We start from the raw sequence: 17,998 nt of genomic DNA on the forward strand, positions 1-17,998 counted from the left end.
TTGCAGGTCGCTCAAGAGGTGTGTTCCGGCACGGACGACAGATCAGGCTGATCGATCTGCACGGGAGCATATTGTGTCTGACTGTTGCGCTCGGGTGACGGCATTCAATGCAATCTGCCGCTAAAGTCAGCATCAACCTGTAATTGTTCCAATCGATTCCTCGGGAGGGTTTCATGAAGGCCTTGATCAAGTCGATCGTGACAGCGACCGTAGCTTCTCTTGCGTTCGCCGGCGCCGCCGCTGCGGCCGATCTTGCCGCGCGTCCTTACACCAAGGCTCCGCCGCCGGTGGCTGCCGCAATCTACGATTGGTCCGGTATTTATGTCGGCGGTGCGGCCGGCGGCATCTGGAATACGACCAACGGCGACTTCTATAACTTCCCCGGCTTCGGCTGGCGCACGGACAGCCACAGCGACTGGACCGCGGGCGGCTTTGCCGGCATCCAGAAGCAGTGGAACCACGTCGTGTTCGGCGTCGAGGGCGGCTGGAACGCAGTCGGGAACGGCTGGGGAAGCACCATCGCCAACGGCATCGCCGGTCCCTGCGGTTTCGTGGCCGGAATCCAGTCCTGTCAGGCGCGCATCCGCGACATCGGCTATATCGGTGGCCGGCTCGGCTGGGCCTGGGATCGCTGGATGGTGTACGGCCAGGGCGGCTTCGCCCGCGCCCACATCGAGAGCCAGGGCCTGATCAACGCAACCGGCCTCGCCTTCTCGCCCGCCAGCGCCGATCACAATGGCTGGTACGCCGGCGCCGGCTTCGACTATGCGGTGCTCGACTACCTGATCCTCGGCGTGGACTACAAGCACTACGAGTTCGACACCGTCCAGCATAACTGCGCCGGCTGCTTCGCCGACAACCGCAACGTCAATGCCAAGGCCGACTCCGTGATGGGCCGTATCAGCTTCAAGTTCAATCCGTGGCCGGGGGCGGTGGTCGCCAGGTACTGATCAAAGCTTGAGACTCTGAAAGCTCAAGAGCCCGGGTCCATCCCGGGCTCTTTTGTTTTGCGCCGGCGCCGTTCGGCCGTCACACCGGCCGCTCCCCCTTCACCGTGACGCGCGTGCCGGAGCGCGTGTGGGGCCAGTAGTCCCACATGGCGCGGTGCTGGGTGCAGCGGTTGTCCCAGAAGGCGATGGCGTTCTCGGTCCAGCGGAAGCGGCACTGGAACAGCGGATTCTCGGCGTGCTGGTAGAGATAGGCCAGCATCGCGTCGCTCTCGTCGCGCGGAATGCCGTTGATGTGGCGGGTGAAGCCGCGGTTGACGTAGAGCGCCTTCTTGCCCGTGACCGGATGCGTGCGCACAACGGGGTGCTCGGCATGCGGATAGGACGGACGATCGGCGACGCCGTAGTTCGCGTAAAGGCCGCGATAGATCGGCTCGCCGTCATGCAGCGCGGTGAGGCCGTCGAGATAGATCTTCATGCGATCCGACAGCGCCTCATAAGCCGCGTACATGTTGGCGAACAGCGTGTCGCCGCCGCGCGGCGGGCACTGCTTGATGTAGAGGATCGAGCCCATCGGCGGCTCGAGATCGCAGGAGACGTCGGAATGCCAGCCCTCGCCGTTGGCGCGCGGCGAGTTCTTGTCGGCATAGATCTTCATCAGCGCCGGGTCTTCGTCCTCGTGCGGGGCGGCAGGATGGACATGCAGCTCGCCGAACTTGCGGCCGAAGGCGAGATGCTGTTTTGGCGTGATGTGCTGGTCGAGGAAGAAAATGACGAGATTTTCGGCAAGCGCACGGTGAATCTCGTCCATCTGCCTGTTGGACCGCGCATCGCCATCGACGAGCGCGCCGATGTCGACGCCGGAGATTTCCGCGCCGATGATCGGCGTGAGCTTCTCGACCGCGATGGTTTCGTAAGGCGCGCCGTCGTCCGCCGTGTGGCGATAGCGCGGGCCTTGCTTGCCGGCGAGTGAGCTCATGGATGCGTCTCCCGATCGTTCTTGATTGGGAGCCATCGTACCAATGTAGGGCGGGTTAGCGAAGCGTAACCCGCCGGTTCGCTTCCGCAAAAAATAAGGCGGATTACGCTTGCGCTAATCCGCCCTACGCTTCCGATATGTAAGAAACGCCTACTCCGCCGCGGTCACCGGCACCTTGGCGCCCTGGCCGTAGCGCTGGTCGATGTAGTCGATCACCAGCGCCTTGAAATCGGCAGAGATGGTCGGACCGCGCAATGTGCGGAACTTCTTGCCGTCGACGAAGACGGGCGCGGCCGGCGCTTCGCCGGTGCCGGGCAAGGAGATGCCGATATTGGCGTGCTTGGATTCGCCGGGGCCGTTGACGATGCAGCCCATCACGGCGACGTTGAGCTCCTCGACGCCGGGATATTTGCTCTTCCAGTTCGGCATCTCGTCGCGGATGAAGTCCTGGATCGAGCGCGCCAGCTCCTGGAACGTGGTCGAGGTGGTGCGGCCGCAACCGGGGCACGCTGCAACCAGCGGCACGAAAGTGCGGAAACCCATGGTCTGCAACAGCTCCTGGCCGACCTGCACCTCGCGGGTGCGGTCGCCGCCGGGCTCCGGCGTCAGCGAGATGCGGATGGTGTCGCCGATGCCCTGCTGCAAGAGGATGCCGAGCGCGGCCGAGGACGCCACGATGCCCTTCGAGCCCATGCCGGCCTCGGTGAGGCCGAGATGGATGGCGTAATCGGAACGCGAAGCGAGATCCTGATAGACCGCGATGAGGTCCTGCACCGCCGAGACCTTGGCGGAGAGGATGATGCGGTCCTTGGGCATGCCGAGCTCCTCGGCGCGCGCGGCCGAGAGCAGCGCGGACTGCACCATCGCTTCGCGCGTCACCGCGCGCACGTCGCGCGGATTGGCGGAGGCGGCGTTCTCGTCCATCAGCTTGGTCAAGAGCTCCTGGTCGAGCGAGCCCCAATTGGCACCGATTCGCACCGGCTTGTTGTTCTTGTTCGCGATCTCGATGATGTCGGCGAACTGGGTGTCGCGCTTGTCCTTGAAGCCGACATTGCCGGGATTGATGCGGTACTTGGCGAGCGCCTCGGCACAGGCCGGATAGGCCGCGAGCAGCTTGTGGCCGATATAGTGGAAGTCGCCGATCAGGGGCGTGCTGATGCCGCGCTTGGCGAGGCCGTCGCGGATATGCGGAACGGCGGCAGCGGCCTCCTCGCGGTCCACGGTAATGCGGACCATTTCGGAGCCGGCGCGCGCGAGCGCTGCAACCTGGGCGATGGTGCCGTCGATGTCGGCCGTGTCGGTGTTGGTCATCGACTGCACGACGATCGGCGCGCCGCCACCGACGGCAACGTTGCCCACCTTCACCTGGGTGGTCTTGTGCCGGGGCGCGGGGCCCGCGAGGTCGGAATCGATGGTGTTTTCGAGCTTGTTCATGGGGTCCAAATATCAGGTTTTGGTGACGTTCAGCAATGCATCAGCTGGCGCCGCAGCACTTTGGCTCGGACGGTTAACCAGGAAAAGTCCAGCAATTACAAGGACGGCAGCCGCCCCAAAGGCCAGACTCAGGGTGTCGTGCATGATGAAATAGCTACCCACCACGCCAAACAAAGGGGTGATGAAGGTAAAAGCCGACAATTTGCTGGCCGAGTAGGCCTTCACCAGTGCGAACCAAAGCGTGAACGTGGTTCCAACCACCCAGATCGCCTGGAACGCCAGCAGGCAAATCGTGAGCGGGGACGGCGTATGAGTGATGGATTCCCCCGATAGCAGGGCGGCCGTCCCCAGGATCGGGATCGAGGTCGCGACCTGATAGCCCAGTGCCTTCTCGGGCGCGGCGAAGCGCAGCCGCGTGCCCTTGGCGACTAGCGTGGTCGCGGCCCAGAGCGATGCGCCGCCGACGATCATGAGATCGCCGAGCAGAACGTGGGAATCGACATTGGCCTGGGGAACGCCGATCGCGAGCGCGACCCCCGCAAAGCTCACAGCGAGACCCAGCCATTGCGTGCCGCCAAGGCGCTCGCCCAGCATCTGATAAGAGCCGAGCGCGACGAAGAATGGCGCGGTGTAGAGGAACACGACCGCGCGGGAGGCGGTGGTGAGCCGCAGGCCCTGGAAGATCAGCACGAACTCGATGCCGAACATCAATCCGGCGATCAGGCCGGGTTTCCATGTGCCGTCATTCTCGAAGAATTTGACGCCGCGAAACGTGCCGATGAGGAACAGCACCGGGAGCGCGCCGATCGAACGGATCATCGCCTGGAGCATCGGGGGAACGTCCGGCAGGACCAGCTTCACCGCGATCTGGTTGAAGCCCCAGGTCAGGCACAGCATCAGCATCAGGGCGACGGCGCCGGCACTGAGAGGGCGCGCGGCGGAGGGGATGGTTTGAGGTGCGGACATGTCTTCCTGGGACCGGCGTTAGCGCCGTTGTTGTTTTAAGAGACTTTCTGGCAATGGGTGCAGATGCCCGTGATCTCGACCACGGACAATTTCGGCGCGAAGCCTGACGCACGCGCCGCGGCGTTGAGATCTCCAGCAAAGGACCCGGACGGGATCTCGCCGACCAGGCCGCAGCGCTCGCAGATCAGGAACGCCACCGCCGAGGTCGCGTCGTGGTCGTGGGCGGCGCAGGCGAGATAGGCGTTGCGGCTCTCGATGCGGTGCACGAGACCGTTTGCCATCAAGAAATCGAGGGCACGGTAGACCGTGATCGGCGCCGGGCGTGGCATCGACTTGGCCAGTTCGTCGATCACCTCATAAGCCCCGAGCGGGCGATGGCTGGCGAGCAGCGCCCCCAGCACCTGGCGGCGGATCGGCGTGAATTTCTGCGCGCGAGCCTCGCAAACCGCCTCCGCATGCGTCAGCGCGTCCGCGGTGCAGCGGCCGTGATCATGATCGGGCGTCGGAAATACCGGCTTTGCGAGGGTCATCCGGCCTGCCTTCTAACATTTCGGCCGGGGAACCCAAAGCGCGACCGCCGCCGCGGCGGTCAGCCATGCTTTTGCCGCGGGACAGCGTCGCGGCGCCCCGCCATGAAAAATTCATAAGCTTGCTTATTATATTCCGAGCTTATTGGAGACCAAGCTTATGACCCGCGGGTCTGTCGACCAAAATTTCCTCTTCACGCTCGGCGAGCTCTACCGCCTGTTGCGCGTCTATGCCGACAAGGAGGCCTCGCGCTTCGGCATCACTCGCGCCCAATGGGCGGTGCTGGCCAAGGTCGAGCGCAGCGAGGGCATGAAACAGTCGGAACTCGCCGAATTGCTGGAGATGCAGCCGATCACGCTGACGCGGCTGATCGACAAGCTCTGCCACAACGACTGGATCGAGCGCCGCAGCGACGCCTCGGACCGCCGCGTCAAGCGTCTTTACCTCAAGAAGGCCGGCCGTGCGCTGCTCGGCAAGATGAGCGGCCTCAAATCCGAGCTGACCGCCAACGCGCTCGACGGCATCAGCCCGGCCGATGCCCACCGTCTCCTCACCCAACTCGAAACCATCAAAGAAAACGTGCGGAGCGCGATCCAGGCATCAGGCGCGGAGCAAGCACGTAAGGAGCAGCGCTATGGCTGATCAGGTTCTCAAGTTCCAGCCCGAGCAGAAGCTCGACAGCGGCAAGCCGACCAAGAAGGCCGGCACCGACCCGCGCCGGCGTATCACCGCCGGCCTGCGCCGCTATCGCCGCTTCCTGCTGATGGTGGTGCTTCCCATCGTCGCCGTGATCGCCGGCCTGACCTTCTACCTGAATGGCGGCCGTTATGTCGGCACCGACGATGCCTATGTCGGCGCGCAGAAGGTGCTGGTGACGCCCGATATCTCCGGCAAGATCCAGAAGGTGGTCGTGAAGGAAGGTCAGCTCGTCAAGCAGGGCGACGTGCTGTTCGAGATCGACCCCGTGCCGTTCCAGCTCGCCGTCGACGAGGCCAAGGCGCAGCTGATGCAGGCCAAGACGACCTATGACAATTTGCGCGCCAACATCAAGATCTACGGCGACATGCTCGATCTCGCCCAGAAGGGCGTCGACCTGAAGCAGCGCGACGTCGAACGCAAGCAGGCGCTGGTGAAGAACAGTTTCGGCTCACAACTCGACCTCGACAACGCGTCGAACGCGCTGGTCACCTCGGGCTCGATCGCGCAATATGTCAGGCAGCAGATCTCGACGGCCAAGACCCAGCTGCTCGGCGATCCCGACCTGCCGCTGGAGAAATTCCCGCCCTACGCCCAGGCCAAGTCCAAGCTCGAAAACGCCGAACGCAATCTCGACCACGCCGTGGTGCGCGCCTCGATGGGCGGCATCGCGACTCAGGTCGAGCAGATCCAGCTCGGCCGCTATGTGGCCGCCGGCACGCCGGTGTTCACCATCATCGACGTTGCCCATCCCTGGGTCGATGCCAATCCGAAGGAGAGCGACCTCACCTACGTGACCGAAGGGCAGCCCGTTACGTTGGAAGTCGACGCATTCCCGAACCACGTCTTCAAGGGCAAGATCGGCTCGCTCTCGCCAGGCACGGGCGCGCAATTCGCGATCCTGCCGCCGCAGAACGCCACCGGCAATTTCGTCAAGGTGGTGCAGCGCGTGCCGATCCGCATCTATTTCGACGAGACCGACAAGGACGTGAAGAAGCTGAAAGCCGGCATGAGCGTCTACGCCACCATCGACACCGGGCACAAGCGCTCGCTCGCCGGACTGTTCGGTCTGTCGGCGACCGCGAGCCAAGACAAAGATCAGGATTGATCCGATGTCCGGCCCCAATGCCAACCTGATGGTTCCCGGCCTGCGCCGGAATATGGTGACGATCTGCGCCATGACCGCGACCATCATGCAGGCGCTGGACACCACCATCGCCAACGTCGCCTTGCCCTACATGCAGGGCACGCTGTCGGCCTCGCAGGACCAGATCAACTGGGTGCTGACCTCCTACATCGTCGCGGCTGCGATCATGACCGCGCCGGTCGGCTGGATCGCCAATCGGTTCGGCCGCAAGCGCATCTTCATCATCTGCTCGGCGGGCTTCACCATGGCCTCGGTGCTTTGCGGCCTTGCCCAGGACATCAACCAGATGGTGCTGTTCCGTCTGCTGCAGGGTGTGTTCGGCGCCGCGCTGGTGCCGTTATCGCAATCGGTCATGCTGGACTATTACACGCTGCAGGAACGCGCCAAGGCGATGTCGATCTGGGGCATGGGCGTGATGATGGGCCCGATCATGGGGCCATCGCTGGGCGCGTGGCTGACCGAGACCTATTCCTGGCACTGGGTGTTCTTCGTCAACCTGCCGTTCGGCGCGATCACGGTGATCGGGCTCATCATCTTCATGGACGAGACCAGGAAGGACCTGAGCCTCAGATTCGACTGGTTCGGCTTCGCCGCGCTGGCGGTCGCGATCGGGGCGCTGCAGCTCGCGCTCGACCGCGGCGAGCAATTGGGCTGGCTCGAATCCAACGAGATCATCGCCGAGTTCGTCGTCTCGGCCGTCGCCTTCTATTTCTTCCTCGCGCACTCCTTCACGACCTCGACGCCTTTCATCCGCTTCGCGCTGTTTCGGGATCGCAACTTCGTCACCGGCTGCGTATTCATGATCGTCATGGGGCTCGTGCTGTTCTCGACCATGGCGCTGGCCTCGCCCTACATGCAGAACGTGATCGGCTATCCCATCATCACCGCCGGCCTCTTGCTGGCGAGCCGCGGCTTCGGCACCTTCTTCGCCATGATGCTGGTCGGCCGCATGATGCGTTACTTCGAGGCGCGGACCCTGATCATCTCGGGCCTGACGCTGACCGCGGGCTCGTTGTTCCAGATGACCGGCTGGACCGATTTGACCCAGGTGCCGGAGATCGTGACCGTCAGCGTCATCCAGGGCTTCGGCTTCGGCCTGGTGTTCGTGCCGCTCTCGACCGTGGCGTTCCTAACGCTCTCCAACGATCTTCGCACCGACGGCACCGCGATGCTGACGCTGATGCGCAACGTCGCAAGCTCGGTCGGCATCTCCGTCGTCATCGCCCAGCTGACGCAGGGGACGCGGCGGACCTATGCGATCCTGTCCGAGCACATCAACCCGTTCAACCAGGCGCTGCAGATGCCTGATGTCAGCCGCATGATCGATCTCACCACCAACGCCGGGCGCGCCATGGCGGACAGGATGGTCAGCGTGCAGGCGCAGATCATCGCGTTTTCGCACGACTACCAGCTCGTGATGTTCTTCATCCTCTGCACCATCCCGCTGGCGCTGCTGATCGGTTCGACCAAGGCCACGCTGCGCAAACAGGCGGCGGGGCCGGAACATGCGGTGATGGAGTAGGCCAAGCTCGCACTACCTTCGTCATTGCGAGCGTAGCGAAGCAATCCAGAATCTTTCCGCAGTGACGGTCTGGATTGCTTCGTCGCAAGTGCTCCTCGCAATGACGATGCGGATGCAGGGCGCCAGGCAATCGCAACTCCCCTACAACAACTCCTCGCAGCCGAGATCCTCGACCGCCATCATCACACGCTCCAGATTGTTCCACCAGATCCCCGGTGGGAGGTCGATAGCCCATTGCCAGACCGGTTTGGTGATGTGCCAGAGCACCGACCAGCGATAGTCCTGGTCGAGCGCGCCGCGCGTGTAGCCGGCGACGCCCTGGGCGAGCAGCGTCTCGTAGTAGCGATTAAGGAGCGCCCGCTCGAGCGCCTGCCGGCGCTCCGGATACCATTGGATCGCCATCATGTAGGCGAGATCGTGGGTCGGCACATTGATGCCCCACAGGTCGAAATCGAACATGCGCACGGTACCGGCGACGCCGGCGCGGGGCAGCAGGAAATTCCAGGTATGCGCATCACCGTGGACGATGCTGACGTGGCGGTGCGAATGATAGCGCTGCGACAGCCGGGCCGACTGCTCGATGAGACGGCGATAGAGAATGCGCCGTTCCTCGCTCAGGCGATCGCCGATCTCATCGGCGAAACGATCGTAATGACCGGCGAAGGTCTCCATGCGCGCGGCGCTATCCTCGATGCTCGACCAGGTGCCGACGGTCTCGCCGAGGTCGGGATGATTCCACCATGCCGCGTGCATGCGCGCCAGCGTTGTGACGATCGCCATCGACTGCTCTCGCGATGGTGGCAGCGTCGGTACAGTCGCCAGTTCATGGCTGTCAGTGAGATCTTCGAGCAGGAGATGCCAGCTCCCGCTCTCCGCGTCGAAACGTCCGTCGAAGCAGCGCGGCACGATTCCCGGCGGCATGTTCGGCCCGAGCTGCGTGTAAAAGGCGACTTCGTGCTCGCCGCGATCTGCAAGAGTCCCCACGAAGGCGGCATGCGCCATCTTCAGAATCAGCGATTGCGGGGCGCCGGTGGACTCGCCGACATAGCGCAGGCCGAGGCGGATGATGCGCGACACGACGGTGTCGCGCTGATGCAGCACCTTCACCTCGCGCACGGCGCCGGCGTCCAGCGCGCCGGCCCTGCGCAGCGCGGCCGTCAGTCGGGAGGGCTCGACGACGTCAGGCAATTGTGGAGGTGTCATGAAATTCACGATGCCCCTGTCCCTGGCCATACTGCACGATCGCAGCCCCGCGCGCCAGCGGCCGAACTGACGCCTGATTTCACGCCGCGGCGGTCGAGTCGCGCACGGTGCGGACGACGACCGATCGCAGCGATTCCAGATTGGCCGCCATGCCCGCGATGGCCTGCCTGACCTCCGCGGCACGCTCGTTCACCGAAGCGGCGTCACGGCTGACATTGGCGATCTTGGCCGAGACCTCCTTGGCAGCGGATGCCGATTCGGAGATCGACCGGGCGATCTCCCGCGTCGCGGCGTCCTGCTCTTCCATCGCGGCCGCAACCGAGGTCGCCACGCCGTCGATCTCGGCGATATGGCCGCCCATGGTCTCGACGGCATCGACGGCGGCCTCGGTCGAGGCCTGGATCTCCGCGATCAGGCGTCCAATCTCCTCGGTCGATTTCGCGGTCTGGTCGGACAGGGATTTCACTTCGGCAGCGACGACCGCAAAACCGCGACCGGCCTCGCCGGCGCGCGCCGCCTCGATCGTGGCGTTGAGCGCGAGCAGATTGGTCTGGCCGGCGATGCCGCCGATGAGGTCGGAGACCTCCGCAATCTTCTTCACCGACCCTGCCAGCGCCTGGATGGTCGAACGCGCCTGCTCGCGGCCCGCGACCGCGGACTTGGTGACAGCAGAGGTGCGCCCGACCTGCGTTGCGATCTCCCGGATCGAGGCGCTCAGCTCTTCGGCGGCGGCCGAAACGGTCTGCGAACTGCCGAGCGCCTGGGTGGAGGCTGCGGCGACCGCCTGCGATTCCGAGGACAGGGATCGCGCGATCTCGGACAGGCTCGAGGCAGCGCGCTCGACACCTTGCGTCGCCGCACTGGCGGTGTCGACCGAGCGGCCGGTCTCGCGCTCGACGGTCTCGGCCATCTGGTGCAGCGCACCGCGCTTTGCAAGTGCCGCCTCCTGCTCTTGCCGCAACTGCTCCTCGCGCAGGCGCGAATTCTCGATCGCTCCCTGCTTGAACACCTCTAGCGCGCCAGCCATCGAGCCGACCTCGTCCTGACGATGCGCGAATGGAATATCGGCGGCGAGATCGCCTCTGGCGAGCTTCTGCATCGTGTCCGTCATGCGGACGATCGGGCGCACCACGCCGAGCGCAACGCCGAGCAGGCCCGCGGCAATGAAGGCGAGCACGGCTGCTGAGACGCCGAGCAGAATAAGGAGCATTGCGCTGTCGCGGTCGGCGGCCAGCTTCTCCATATCGGCATTCTGCTTGTTGGCGCTGTCGACGATGCTGTCGATGACGGTGCGATGCGCAGTGTAGGCGTCCTTGAGCTGTGCATAGGCGCGTTCGGCACTGGCCATATCCTTGGCCTTGAGCGCCGGCAGGAGCTGATCGGACAATAGCTTCCAGAACTTCTGCACCTCGGCGTCGGACCTGGACACCAAAGCCGTCTTCAGGTCGGCCGAGAGGCTGGAGGCAGTCCAATAGGCCTTGCGCTCGTCGTAATCCTTGCGGAGCTGGACCAGGCGCTCGCCATGGGCCGCCAACTGGTCCGGCTCGCGCATGGCGAGGGTGGCTTCGAGATAGGCCTCGATGACATATTCCGGAGGCGGCAGGATATCGGCGATGAGGTCATTGCCGAGCTTGATATCGGAATAGAGCGGCCCGCCGACCTTCAGCTCGCGCAGGGCATAGAGGCTGGTCGAGACGACCGCCGTGAAGCCGATGGCCAGAACGATGCCAAACGCTATGATCGCCGATGTCAGCGAAAGACGAATCTTCATGAAACAATCCGATAGCCCGCGCCAAATAAGACGAAGATTATAGGACTGTGGTAAACACGGACTTTATTCGCGCGGAAATTGCATCCCGCGCGCCCCCCCCGGGGAAATACGGGAGCACTGCCGGCGACCTGACGTCGCCGGCATGCCTTGCCTCACACGTCGAAGAACACCGTCTCGCCGTCGCCCTGCAGGCGCAGGTCGAGGCGATAGACCGGCTTGCCGGCCTCGCGCACCGCGATCAGCGTGGCGCGGCGGTCGGCCGGCACCAGCGACAGCACGGGATCGGCGGCATTGCCGGCCTCGTCACTGAAATAGATGCGGGTGTAGAGATGCCGGAGCATGCCGCGCGCGAACACCGCCAGAACGATGTGCGGCGCCTGCGGCTTGCCATCGGGATCGGGAACCGTGCCCGGCTTGATGGTGTCGAAGGAATAATTGCCGTCCTTGTCGGTGCCGCAGCGGGCAAAGCCACGGAAGCTCGCGTTCGGCAGCGCGCGCTTGTCCTGCGGATCGGCGTAGCGGCCCTGCGCATCCGCCTGCCAGATCTCCAGCATGGCGTCGGGCACGACTGCACCGTCGCCGTCGAGCACCCGGCCCTCGATGCGGACGCGGTCGCCGGAGACATCGGGCGTCAGCGTCGAGTTGGTGAAGGCATCATTCCAGGCGTACTCGCCTGTCGGCGTCAGGCCGTATTTGAAGAAAGGGCCGACCGTCTGCGACGGCGTGATCCCCTCGGGCTTCGCAGAATTCTGCACGTTAGTGGGTCTCCATGGGGGTGGCGTTCTTGCCGCGCAGCACGATGTCGAAGCGGTAGCACAGCGCCCATTCGGGCTTGGTATTCTCCAGGTCGAACGAGGAGACCATGCGCATCCGCGCCTTCTCGTCCGGCACCGAGTTGAAGATCGGATCGAACGGGAACAGCGGATCGCCCGGGAAGTACATCTGCGTCACCAGGCGCGAGACGAAGGAATGACCGAACACCGAGAGATGGATGTGGGCGGGACGCCAGGCATTGTGGTGATTGCCCCACGGATAGGCACCGGGCTTGATGCTGACGAAGCGATAATAGCCTGATGCATCGCTCACGGTGCGGCCCGCACCGGTGAAGTTCGGATCGAGCGGCGCCGGATGCTGGTCGCGGACATGGACGTAGCGGCCGCAGGCATTGGCCTGCCAGATCTCGACCAGCGTGTTGGCCACGCCACGGCCGTCCTCGTCACGGACATGGCCGTGCACGATGATGCGCTCGCCGAGCGGCTCGCCCGTGTGCTGGGTGGTGAGGTCGTTGTCGCCCTCGCGCACGGTTTCGTGGCCGTACACGGGCCCGGTGAGTTCCGACAGGGTGTGGCGCATCGGGATCAAGGGCTTGTTCGGCGCGCGCTTGATCGAGCTCTTGTACTCGGGCGACAGCGGCAGCGGATGCGCCTTGTTGCTGTCGGTGGGATAGATGAATGTCATTGGCGAACTCCTCCCCGGCCATTTTCGGTGGCCGGACACCTTTGCGCCAATCATTATAGAATATAACTAATTTAGGGAAGCCGCTTTCGCGCCCTCCCCTCACTGTGGCCGGTCTGTCCTATTTGATGGGCGCGCGCGGCAGCACGGCCTCGCCGGCCTCGAGCCGGTAGGTGTGGTCGAGCGAATACCAGGTCGCCGAAACGTCGCGCGCGGTCGGATGCGGCGTCTCGTGGCGCACGAACTTGCCGATCAGCGCCTGCGTCACGCCGAACTGCACGTCGCTGTCGATATGAGGATCGTTGGGATCGTAGACCTGCGAGATCAGCACCTTGAAGCCGGGCTTGCAGATCAAAGCGTGCAGATGCGCCGGACGATAGGGATGCCGGCCCTGCGCCTCGAGCAGACGGCCGACGACGCCGTCGGTCGGAATCGGATAGCCGATCATCATCACCGAGCGGAAGGAAAAGCGCCCGTCGGCATCGGTGGTGAACTTGCCGCGCAGGTTCATGTTGGCCTGCTCGGGATCCTGGTTCTCGTAAAGCCCGACCGGCGAGGCGTGCCAGACATCGACCTCCGCCCCGACCACCGGACGGCCGTCCTTGTCGACGACGCGGGCGCTGACGAACAGCGGCGCGCCGGGGGTTTCGGAGCGGACGATCGACCCATCGTTCTCCACCCGCGGCGAGTTCAAACGCCAGAACGGGCCGAGCAGCGATTGATCGGTTTCCGTATTGCCCTGGTCGCCGTTGTTGAGCAGGCAGACCAGCGACGAGACGCCGAGCGAGCCCGCCATCAGCACCACTTCGTTATGCGTGTCGGTGGTCAGCTTTCCGAGCTCGGCAATGATAGAGGTGGCGTCGCGGAATTCCTTCTCGGTCAGCCTGACGTCACGGACGAAGCCGTGCAAATGCTTGACCAGCGAGACCATGATCTGCTGCATCCGCGGATCGGACGTCCGCTCCATCACCGCCAGAGCGGCGGCCGTGACGTCCTGCTCGCGCGCGATGATCATGGTGTTCTCCCAACCACCGGACTCTTCGCCTCTCCCCGCAAGCGGGGAGAGGGAGAGAAGAGAACTCAGTTCACCTTCTCGATCGCGACAGCCACGCCCTGGCCGACACCGACGCACATGGTGGCGAGCGCGAGCTTGCCGCCGCGCTTCTCCATGCCGTGCACGGCGGTGAGCGCGAGGCGCGCGCCGCTCATGCCGAGCGGATGGCCGAGCGCGATGGCGCCGCCATGCGGATTGACGAAATCGGCATCGTCGGCGACGCCGAGCTGGCGCATGCAGGCGATGCCCTGCGAGGCGAAGGCTTCGTTCAGCTCGATCAGGTCGAAATCGGTGATCTTCTTGCCGAGCCGCTCCATCAGCTTGCGGGTGGCCGGTACCGGGCCGATGCCCATGATGCGCGGCGGCACGCCGGCCGAAGCGAGACCGAGAATGCGCGCGCGCGGCGTCAGGCCGTGCTTCTTCACAGCGGCTTCGGACGCCAGGATCATCGCGGCCGCGCCGTCATTGACGCCGGAGGCGTTGCCGGCGGTGACCGTGCCGGGGTTGCGCACGATCGGCTTCAACTTGGCGAGACCTTCGAGCGTGGTCTCGGGGCGCGGATGCTCGTCTTTCTCGACCGTGATGGGACCGGCCTTGCCGCCGGGAATGGTGATCGGCGTGATCTCCTCGGCGAAATAGCCCGATGCGATCGCCTTGCCGGCGCGCTGCTGCGAGCGGATGGCGAAGGCATCCTGGTCGGCGCGCGAGACCTGGAATTCCTCGGCGACGTTCTCGCCGGTCTCCGGCATCGCGTCGACGCCATACTGCGCCTTCAGCAGCGGATTGATGAAGCGCCAGCCGATGGTGGTGTCGAAGATCTCGGCGGAGCGCGAGAACGCTTCCTGCGCCTTGCCCATCACGAAGGGCGCGCGGGTCATGGATTCGACGCCGCCGGCAATCGCCAGCTCGACCTCGCCGGAGCGGATGGCGCGGCCCGCAGCGCCGACCGCGTCGAGGCCGGAGGCGCAGAGCCGGTTGAGGGTCTGGCCGGGCACCGAATCCGGCAGGCCTGCGAGCAGCAGGGCCATGCGCGCGACATTGCGATTGTCCTCGCCGGCCTGGTTGGCGCAGCCGAAGAAGACTTCGTCGACCTGCGCCCAGTCCAGATTGGGATGCTTGGCCATCAGCGCCTTGATCGGGGCGGCCGCGAGGTCGTCGGCACGCACCTTGGCGAGCGAGCCGCCGAAACGGCCGATCGGGGTCCGTACGGCATCGCAGATAAAGACGTCACGCATCGTTGTTCTCCCTGGCTGCCGCGGTCCGGCCCAAATTCTTCAATGTCGGCGGAGTTTTAGGAGGGCGTCACCGGCAGGTCAATTGACCGATACACGCGTGTTCCGAGGGGGTGCACGCCGGCCACGCATGCCGCAATGCGGACAACGTGGAAAACCTCGGCGATCAGGCTAAACCGATAGGAGCTGGAGGCGAAATTTTGTAGATTGCGCGGCCCATGACGATGCAACAGCCGATCCCCGCGCCGCCCCCCGACGAGGTCCCCGCTCAGCCCGCGGAAGCCGCTGCGCGCGTCACGCCGATGATGGAACAGTATCTGGAGATCAAGGCGGCACATCAGGGCCTCCTGCTGTTCTACCGGATGGGCGACTTCTACGAGCTGTTCTTCGAGGACGCCGAGATCGCGTCCAAGACGCTCGGCATCGTCCTGACCAAGCGCGGCAAGCATCAGGGTGCCGATATCCCGATGTGCGGCGTGCCGGTCGAGCGCTCCGAGGACTATCTGCACCGCCTGATCAGCGCCGGCCACCGGGTCGCGGTGTGCGAGCAGACCGAGGACCCTGCGGCCGCGAAGGCACGCGGCAACAAGAGCGTCGTGCGCCGCGGCGTGGTGCGGCTGGTCACGCCGGGCACGCTGACCGAGGACACGCTGCTGGATGCGCGCGCCAACAACTATCTGCTGGCGATCGCACGTGCCCGCTCCTCCGCCGGCGGCGACCGTTTCGGGCTTGCCTGGATCGACATCTCCACGGCTGAGTTCACCGTCACCGAAGTTTCGGGTGGCGAGCTCGCCGCAACGCTGGCGCGCATCAACCCGAACGAGGCCATCATCACCGACGCGCTCTATGGCGACAACGAACTCGCGCAGACCTTGCGCGAGCTCCCGGCGGTGACGCCGGTCACCCGCGACGTCTTCGACGGCGCCACCGCGGAGAAGCGGCTCTGCGACTATTTTGCGGTCGCGACCATGGACGGGCTGACGCAGCTGTCGCGGCTGGAGGCCAGTGCTGCAGCCGCCGCCGTCACCTATGTCGACCGCACCCAGGTCGGCAAGCATCCGCCGCTGTCACCGCCCTCGCGCGAAGCCTCCGGCGCGACCATGGCGATCGATCCCGCCACCCGCGCCAATCTGGAGCTGACGCGAACGCTCGCGGGCGAGCGTCGCGGCTCGCTGCTCGATGCGATCGATAGCACGGTAACCTCGGCCGGCTCGCGCCTGCTGGCACAACGGCTCGCCGCGCCTTTGACGGACCCAGCGGCGATCGCGCGGCGGCTCGATGCCGTCAGCGCCTTCGTGGCGGATTCGGCTACGCGCGAAGACATCCGGAGCATTTTGCGCGGCGCGCCCGACATGTCGCGGGCGCTCGCCCGTCTCTCGGTCGGCCGCGGCGGCCCGCGCGACCTCGCGGGCCTGCGCGACGGCATCCTCGCCGCCGACCAGGTGCTGGCGCGGCTCGGCGAACTCGACCAGCCGCCGCAGGAGATCGCCGCGGTGATGGCGGCGCTGAAGCGGCCATCGCGCGAGCTCGCGGCCGAATTCGCCCGCGCGCTCGACGAACAACTGCCGCTGATCAAGCGCGACGGCGGTTTCGTTCGCCAAGGCTACGAGCCGGCGCTCGACGAGGCGCGAAACCTGCGCGACGCCTCGCGCCTGGTCGTGGCCTCAATGCAGGCGCGCTACGCCGACGACACCGGCGTCAAGGCGCTCAAGATCCGGCACAACAACGTGCTCGGCTATTTCGTCGAGGTGACCGCGCAGCACGGCGACAAGCTGATGTCCGCGCCGCTCAACGCGACCTTCATCCACCGCCAGACGCTGGCGGGCCAGGTGCGCTTCACGACTTCGGAGCTCGCCGAGATCGAAGCCAAGATCGCCAATGCCGGCGACCGCGCGCTCAACCTCGAGCTCGAGATCTTCGAGCGGCTCTGTGCCAAAGCGATCGAGATCAGCGATGATCTGCGGGCCGCTGCGCAAGGCTTTGCGCTGCTCGATGTTGCGACCTCGCTGGCCAAGCTCGCGGTCGATGAGAATTATGTCCGCCCGGAGGTCGACGGCTCGCTCGGCTTTGCAATCGAGGCCGGCCGTCATCCCGTGGTCGAGCAGGCCCTGAAGCGCAATGGCGAGCCGTTCATCGCCAATTCCTGCGACCTCTCGCCGAGCCCAGCGCAAAAATCCGGCCAGCTCTGGCTGCTGACCGGCCCGAACATGGCGGGTAAATCGACCTTCCTGCGCCAGAACGCGCTGATTGCCCTGCTCGCGCAGATCGGCAGCTTCGTGCCCGCCGCGCGCGCGCGGATCGGCATCATCGACCGCCTGTTCTCGCGCGTCGGCGCCGCCGACGATCTCGCCCGCGGCCGCTCCACCTTCATGGTGGAGATGGTCGAGACCGCGGCGATCCTGAACCAGGCCGGCGAACGTTCGCTCGTCATCCTGGATGAGATCGGCCGCGGCACCGCGACCTTCGACGGCCTCTCCATTGCCTGGGCCGCGATCGAGCATCTGCACGAGAGCAATCGCTGCCGCACGCTGTTCGCAACGCATTATCACGAGCTCACTGCGCTCTCGGCAAAACTGCCGCGCATGTTCAATGCGACGGTGCGGGTCAAGGAATGGCAGGGCAATGTCGTGTTCTTGCACGAGGTGCTGCCGGGCTCGGCGGACCGTTCCTACGGCATCCAGGTGGCAAAACTCGCCGGCCTGCCGCCGGCCGTGATCACGCGCGCGAAATCGGTGCTGGCAAAACTCGAAGCTCAGGACCGCTGCCAGACCGCGCGTGCGCTGGCCGACGATCTGCCGCTGTTCGCGGTGCCCTCACGCGCCGCCGCCGACGCTGCGCCGCCGAGCGAGGCCGAGCTGCTGATCGAGGCGGTGAAGGCGTTGCATCCCGACGAGATGTCGCCGCGCGAAGCGCTGGATGCGCTCTATGCGCTGAAGGCGAAACTGCCGAAGCAGTGACGGGTGCTGCAGGGTGGGAAGGCGCAAAGCGCCGTGCCCACGATCTCTCTGTAACCGCTGAAGAACGTGGGCACGCTTCGCTTTGCCCACCCTACGATTCCTGCGCG

Annotated in this window: 15 protein-coding genes; 5 read left to right on the plus strand and 10 right to left on the minus strand. The window is 65.1% G+C overall.

Translation table 11 applies throughout. From position 1 onward, the window contains the following. Nucleotides 1-173: 173 nt before the first annotated feature. Complete coding sequence (locus X265_RS35220) at nt 174-950, plus strand: outer membrane protein (RefSeq protein ID WP_128969006.1); 777 nt, start codon at nt 174-176, stop codon at nt 948-950. A gap of 79 nt (nt 951-1,029) precedes the next feature. Here X265_RS35220 and X265_RS35225 read toward each other — a convergent pair whose 3' ends face one another. The 4 genes from X265_RS35225 to X265_RS35240 all read right to left on the minus strand — a co-directional run bounded on the left by X265_RS35225 (nt 1,030) and on the right by X265_RS35240 (nt 4,856). After that, complete coding sequence (locus X265_RS35225) at nt 1,030-1,926, minus strand: TauD/TfdA dioxygenase family protein (protein ID WP_128969007.1); 897 nt, start codon at nt 1,924-1,926, stop codon at nt 1,030-1,032. Nucleotides 1,927-2,076: 150 nt separating this feature from the next. Further along, nucleotides 2,077-3,360, minus strand: coding sequence for a flavodoxin-dependent (E)-4-hydroxy-3-methylbut-2-enyl-diphosphate synthase (ispG, locus tag X265_RS35230; protein ID WP_128969008.1), 1,284 nt, complete (start codon nt 3,358-3,360; stop codon nt 2,077-2,079). 12 nt (nt 3,361-3,372) lie between these two features. Further along, nucleotides 3,373-4,326: a DMT family transporter gene (locus tag X265_RS35235; protein ID WP_128969009.1), complete on the minus strand. Its 954-nt coding sequence runs from the start codon at nt 4,324-4,326 to the stop codon at nt 3,373-3,375. Nucleotides 4,327-4,361: 35 nt separating this feature from the next. Then, nucleotides 4,362-4,856 carry a Fur family transcriptional regulator gene (locus X265_RS35240; RefSeq protein WP_128969010.1) on the minus strand — a complete coding sequence of 165 codons (495 nt, stop codon included), beginning with the start codon at nt 4,854-4,856 and terminating at the stop codon, nt 4,362-4,364. Nucleotides 4,857-5,013: 157 nt separating this feature from the next. On the opposite strand from X265_RS35240, the gene X265_RS35245 reads away from it, so the two are divergent. The 3 genes from X265_RS35245 to X265_RS35255 are packed head-to-tail and all read left to right on the plus strand — an operon-like array spanning nt 5,014 to nt 8,219. After that, nucleotides 5,014-5,496, plus strand: a complete 483-nt coding sequence (locus X265_RS35245; protein ID WP_128969011.1) for a MarR family winged helix-turn-helix transcriptional regulator — start codon at nt 5,014-5,016, stop codon at nt 5,494-5,496. Beyond that, nucleotides 5,489-6,658: an HlyD family secretion protein gene (locus X265_RS35250; RefSeq protein WP_128969012.1), complete on the plus strand. Its 1,170-nt coding sequence runs from the start codon at nt 5,489-5,491 to the stop codon at nt 6,656-6,658. Before X265_RS35245 ends, X265_RS35250 begins: the two co-directional genes overlap by 8 nt. A 4-nt stretch (nt 6,659-6,662) precedes the next feature. Continuing rightward, complete coding sequence (locus X265_RS35255; protein WP_128969013.1) at nt 6,663-8,219, plus strand: MDR family MFS transporter; 1,557 nt, start codon at nt 6,663-6,665, stop codon at nt 8,217-8,219. Between the two features lie 141 nt (nt 8,220-8,360). On the opposite strand, the gene X265_RS35265 is transcribed toward X265_RS35255, so the two are convergent. From X265_RS35265 to pcaF, 6 genes are all read right to left on the minus strand, one after another. Beyond that, entirely contained in the window at nt 8,361-9,452 is a 1,092-nt protein-coding gene (locus X265_RS35265) for an aminoglycoside phosphotransferase family protein (protein ID WP_128969015.1), read from the minus strand. Between the two features lie 49 nt (nt 9,453-9,501). Next, the gene (locus X265_RS35270; protein ID WP_128969016.1) at nt 9,502-11,193 is read right to left on the minus strand and encodes a methyl-accepting chemotaxis protein; all 1,692 of its coding nucleotides are present in this window, start codon (nt 11,191-11,193) and stop codon (nt 9,502-9,504) included. 152 nt (nt 11,194-11,345) lie between these two features. Beyond that, on the minus strand, nt 11,346-11,948 hold the full coding sequence (gene pcaG / locus X265_RS35275; RefSeq protein ID WP_128969017.1) for a protocatechuate 3,4-dioxygenase subunit alpha: 603 nt from the start codon (nt 11,946-11,948) through the stop codon (nt 11,346-11,348). A 1-nt stretch (nt 11,949) separates the two neighbouring features. Further along, complete coding sequence (gene pcaH / locus X265_RS35280; RefSeq protein WP_128969018.1) at nt 11,950-12,651, minus strand: protocatechuate 3,4-dioxygenase subunit beta; 702 nt, start codon at nt 12,649-12,651, stop codon at nt 11,950-11,952. Nucleotides 12,652-12,769: 118 nt separating this feature from the next. Further along, complete coding sequence (locus tag X265_RS35285) at nt 12,770-13,663, minus strand: dioxygenase family protein (protein ID WP_128969019.1); 894 nt, start codon at nt 13,661-13,663, stop codon at nt 12,770-12,772. Between the two features lie 65 nt (nt 13,664-13,728). Continuing rightward, nucleotides 13,729-14,937 carry a 3-oxoadipyl-CoA thiolase gene (pcaF, locus tag X265_RS35290; RefSeq protein ID WP_128969020.1) on the minus strand — a complete coding sequence of 403 codons (1,209 nt, stop codon included), beginning with the start codon at nt 14,935-14,937 and terminating at the stop codon, nt 13,729-13,731. Between the two features lie 215 nt (nt 14,938-15,152). Here pcaF and mutS point away from each other — a divergent pair, with 215 nt between their 5' ends. Continuing rightward, nucleotides 15,153-17,891, plus strand: a complete 2,739-nt coding sequence (mutS, locus tag X265_RS35295) for a DNA mismatch repair protein MutS (protein ID WP_128969021.1) — start codon at nt 15,153-15,155, stop codon at nt 17,889-17,891. Nucleotides 17,892-17,998 lie beyond the last annotated feature (107 nt).

The organism is Bradyrhizobium guangdongense, from assembly GCF_004114975.1.
Taxonomy (GTDB): domain Bacteria; phylum Pseudomonadota; class Alphaproteobacteria; order Rhizobiales; family Xanthobacteraceae; genus Bradyrhizobium; species Bradyrhizobium guangdongense.

Bases quoted from the DNA above. Each gene is read 5' to 3' on its own strand.
- X265_RS35285 (WP_128969019.1), bottom strand. From the start codon at position 13,663: ATGATCATCGCGCGCGAGCAGGACGTCACGGCCGCCGCTCTGGCGGTG.
- ispG (WP_128969008.1), bottom strand. From the start codon at position 3,360: ATGAACAAGCTCGAAAACACCATCGATTCCGACCTCGCGGGCCCCGCG.
- X265_RS35250 (WP_128969012.1), top strand. From the start codon at position 5,489: ATGGCTGATCAGGTTCTCAAGTTCCAGCCCGAGCAGAAGCTCGACAGC.
- X265_RS35225 (WP_128969007.1), bottom strand. From the start codon at position 1,926: ATGAGCTCACTCGCCGGCAAGCAAGGCCCGCGCTATCGCCACACGGCG.
- pcaF (WP_128969020.1), bottom strand. From the start codon at position 14,937: ATGCGTGACGTCTTTATCTGCGATGCCGTACGGACCCCGATCGGCCGT.
- pcaH (WP_128969018.1), bottom strand. From the start codon at position 12,651: ATGACATTCATCTATCCCACCGACAGCAACAAGGCGCATCCGCTGCCG.
- X265_RS35270 (WP_128969016.1), bottom strand. From the start codon at position 11,193: ATGAAGATTCGTCTTTCGCTGACATCGGCGATCATAGCGTTTGGCATC.
- X265_RS35255 (WP_128969013.1), top strand. From the start codon at position 6,663: ATGTCCGGCCCCAATGCCAACCTGATGGTTCCCGGCCTGCGCCGGAAT.
- X265_RS35240 (WP_128969010.1), bottom strand. From the start codon at position 4,856: ATGACCCTCGCAAAGCCGGTATTTCCGACGCCCGATCATGATCACGGC.
- mutS (WP_128969021.1), top strand. From the start codon at position 15,153: ATGACGATGCAACAGCCGATCCCCGCGCCGCCCCCCGACGAGGTCCCC.
- X265_RS35235 (WP_128969009.1), bottom strand. From the start codon at position 4,326: ATGTCCGCACCTCAAACCATCCCCTCCGCCGCGCGCCCTCTCAGTGCC.
- X265_RS35245 (WP_128969011.1), top strand. From the start codon at position 5,014: ATGACCCGCGGGTCTGTCGACCAAAATTTCCTCTTCACGCTCGGCGAG.
- X265_RS35220 (WP_128969006.1), top strand. From the start codon at position 174: ATGAAGGCCTTGATCAAGTCGATCGTGACAGCGACCGTAGCTTCTCTT.
- X265_RS35265 (WP_128969015.1), bottom strand. From the start codon at position 9,452: ATGGCCAGGGACAGGGGCATCGTGAATTTCATGACACCTCCACAATTG.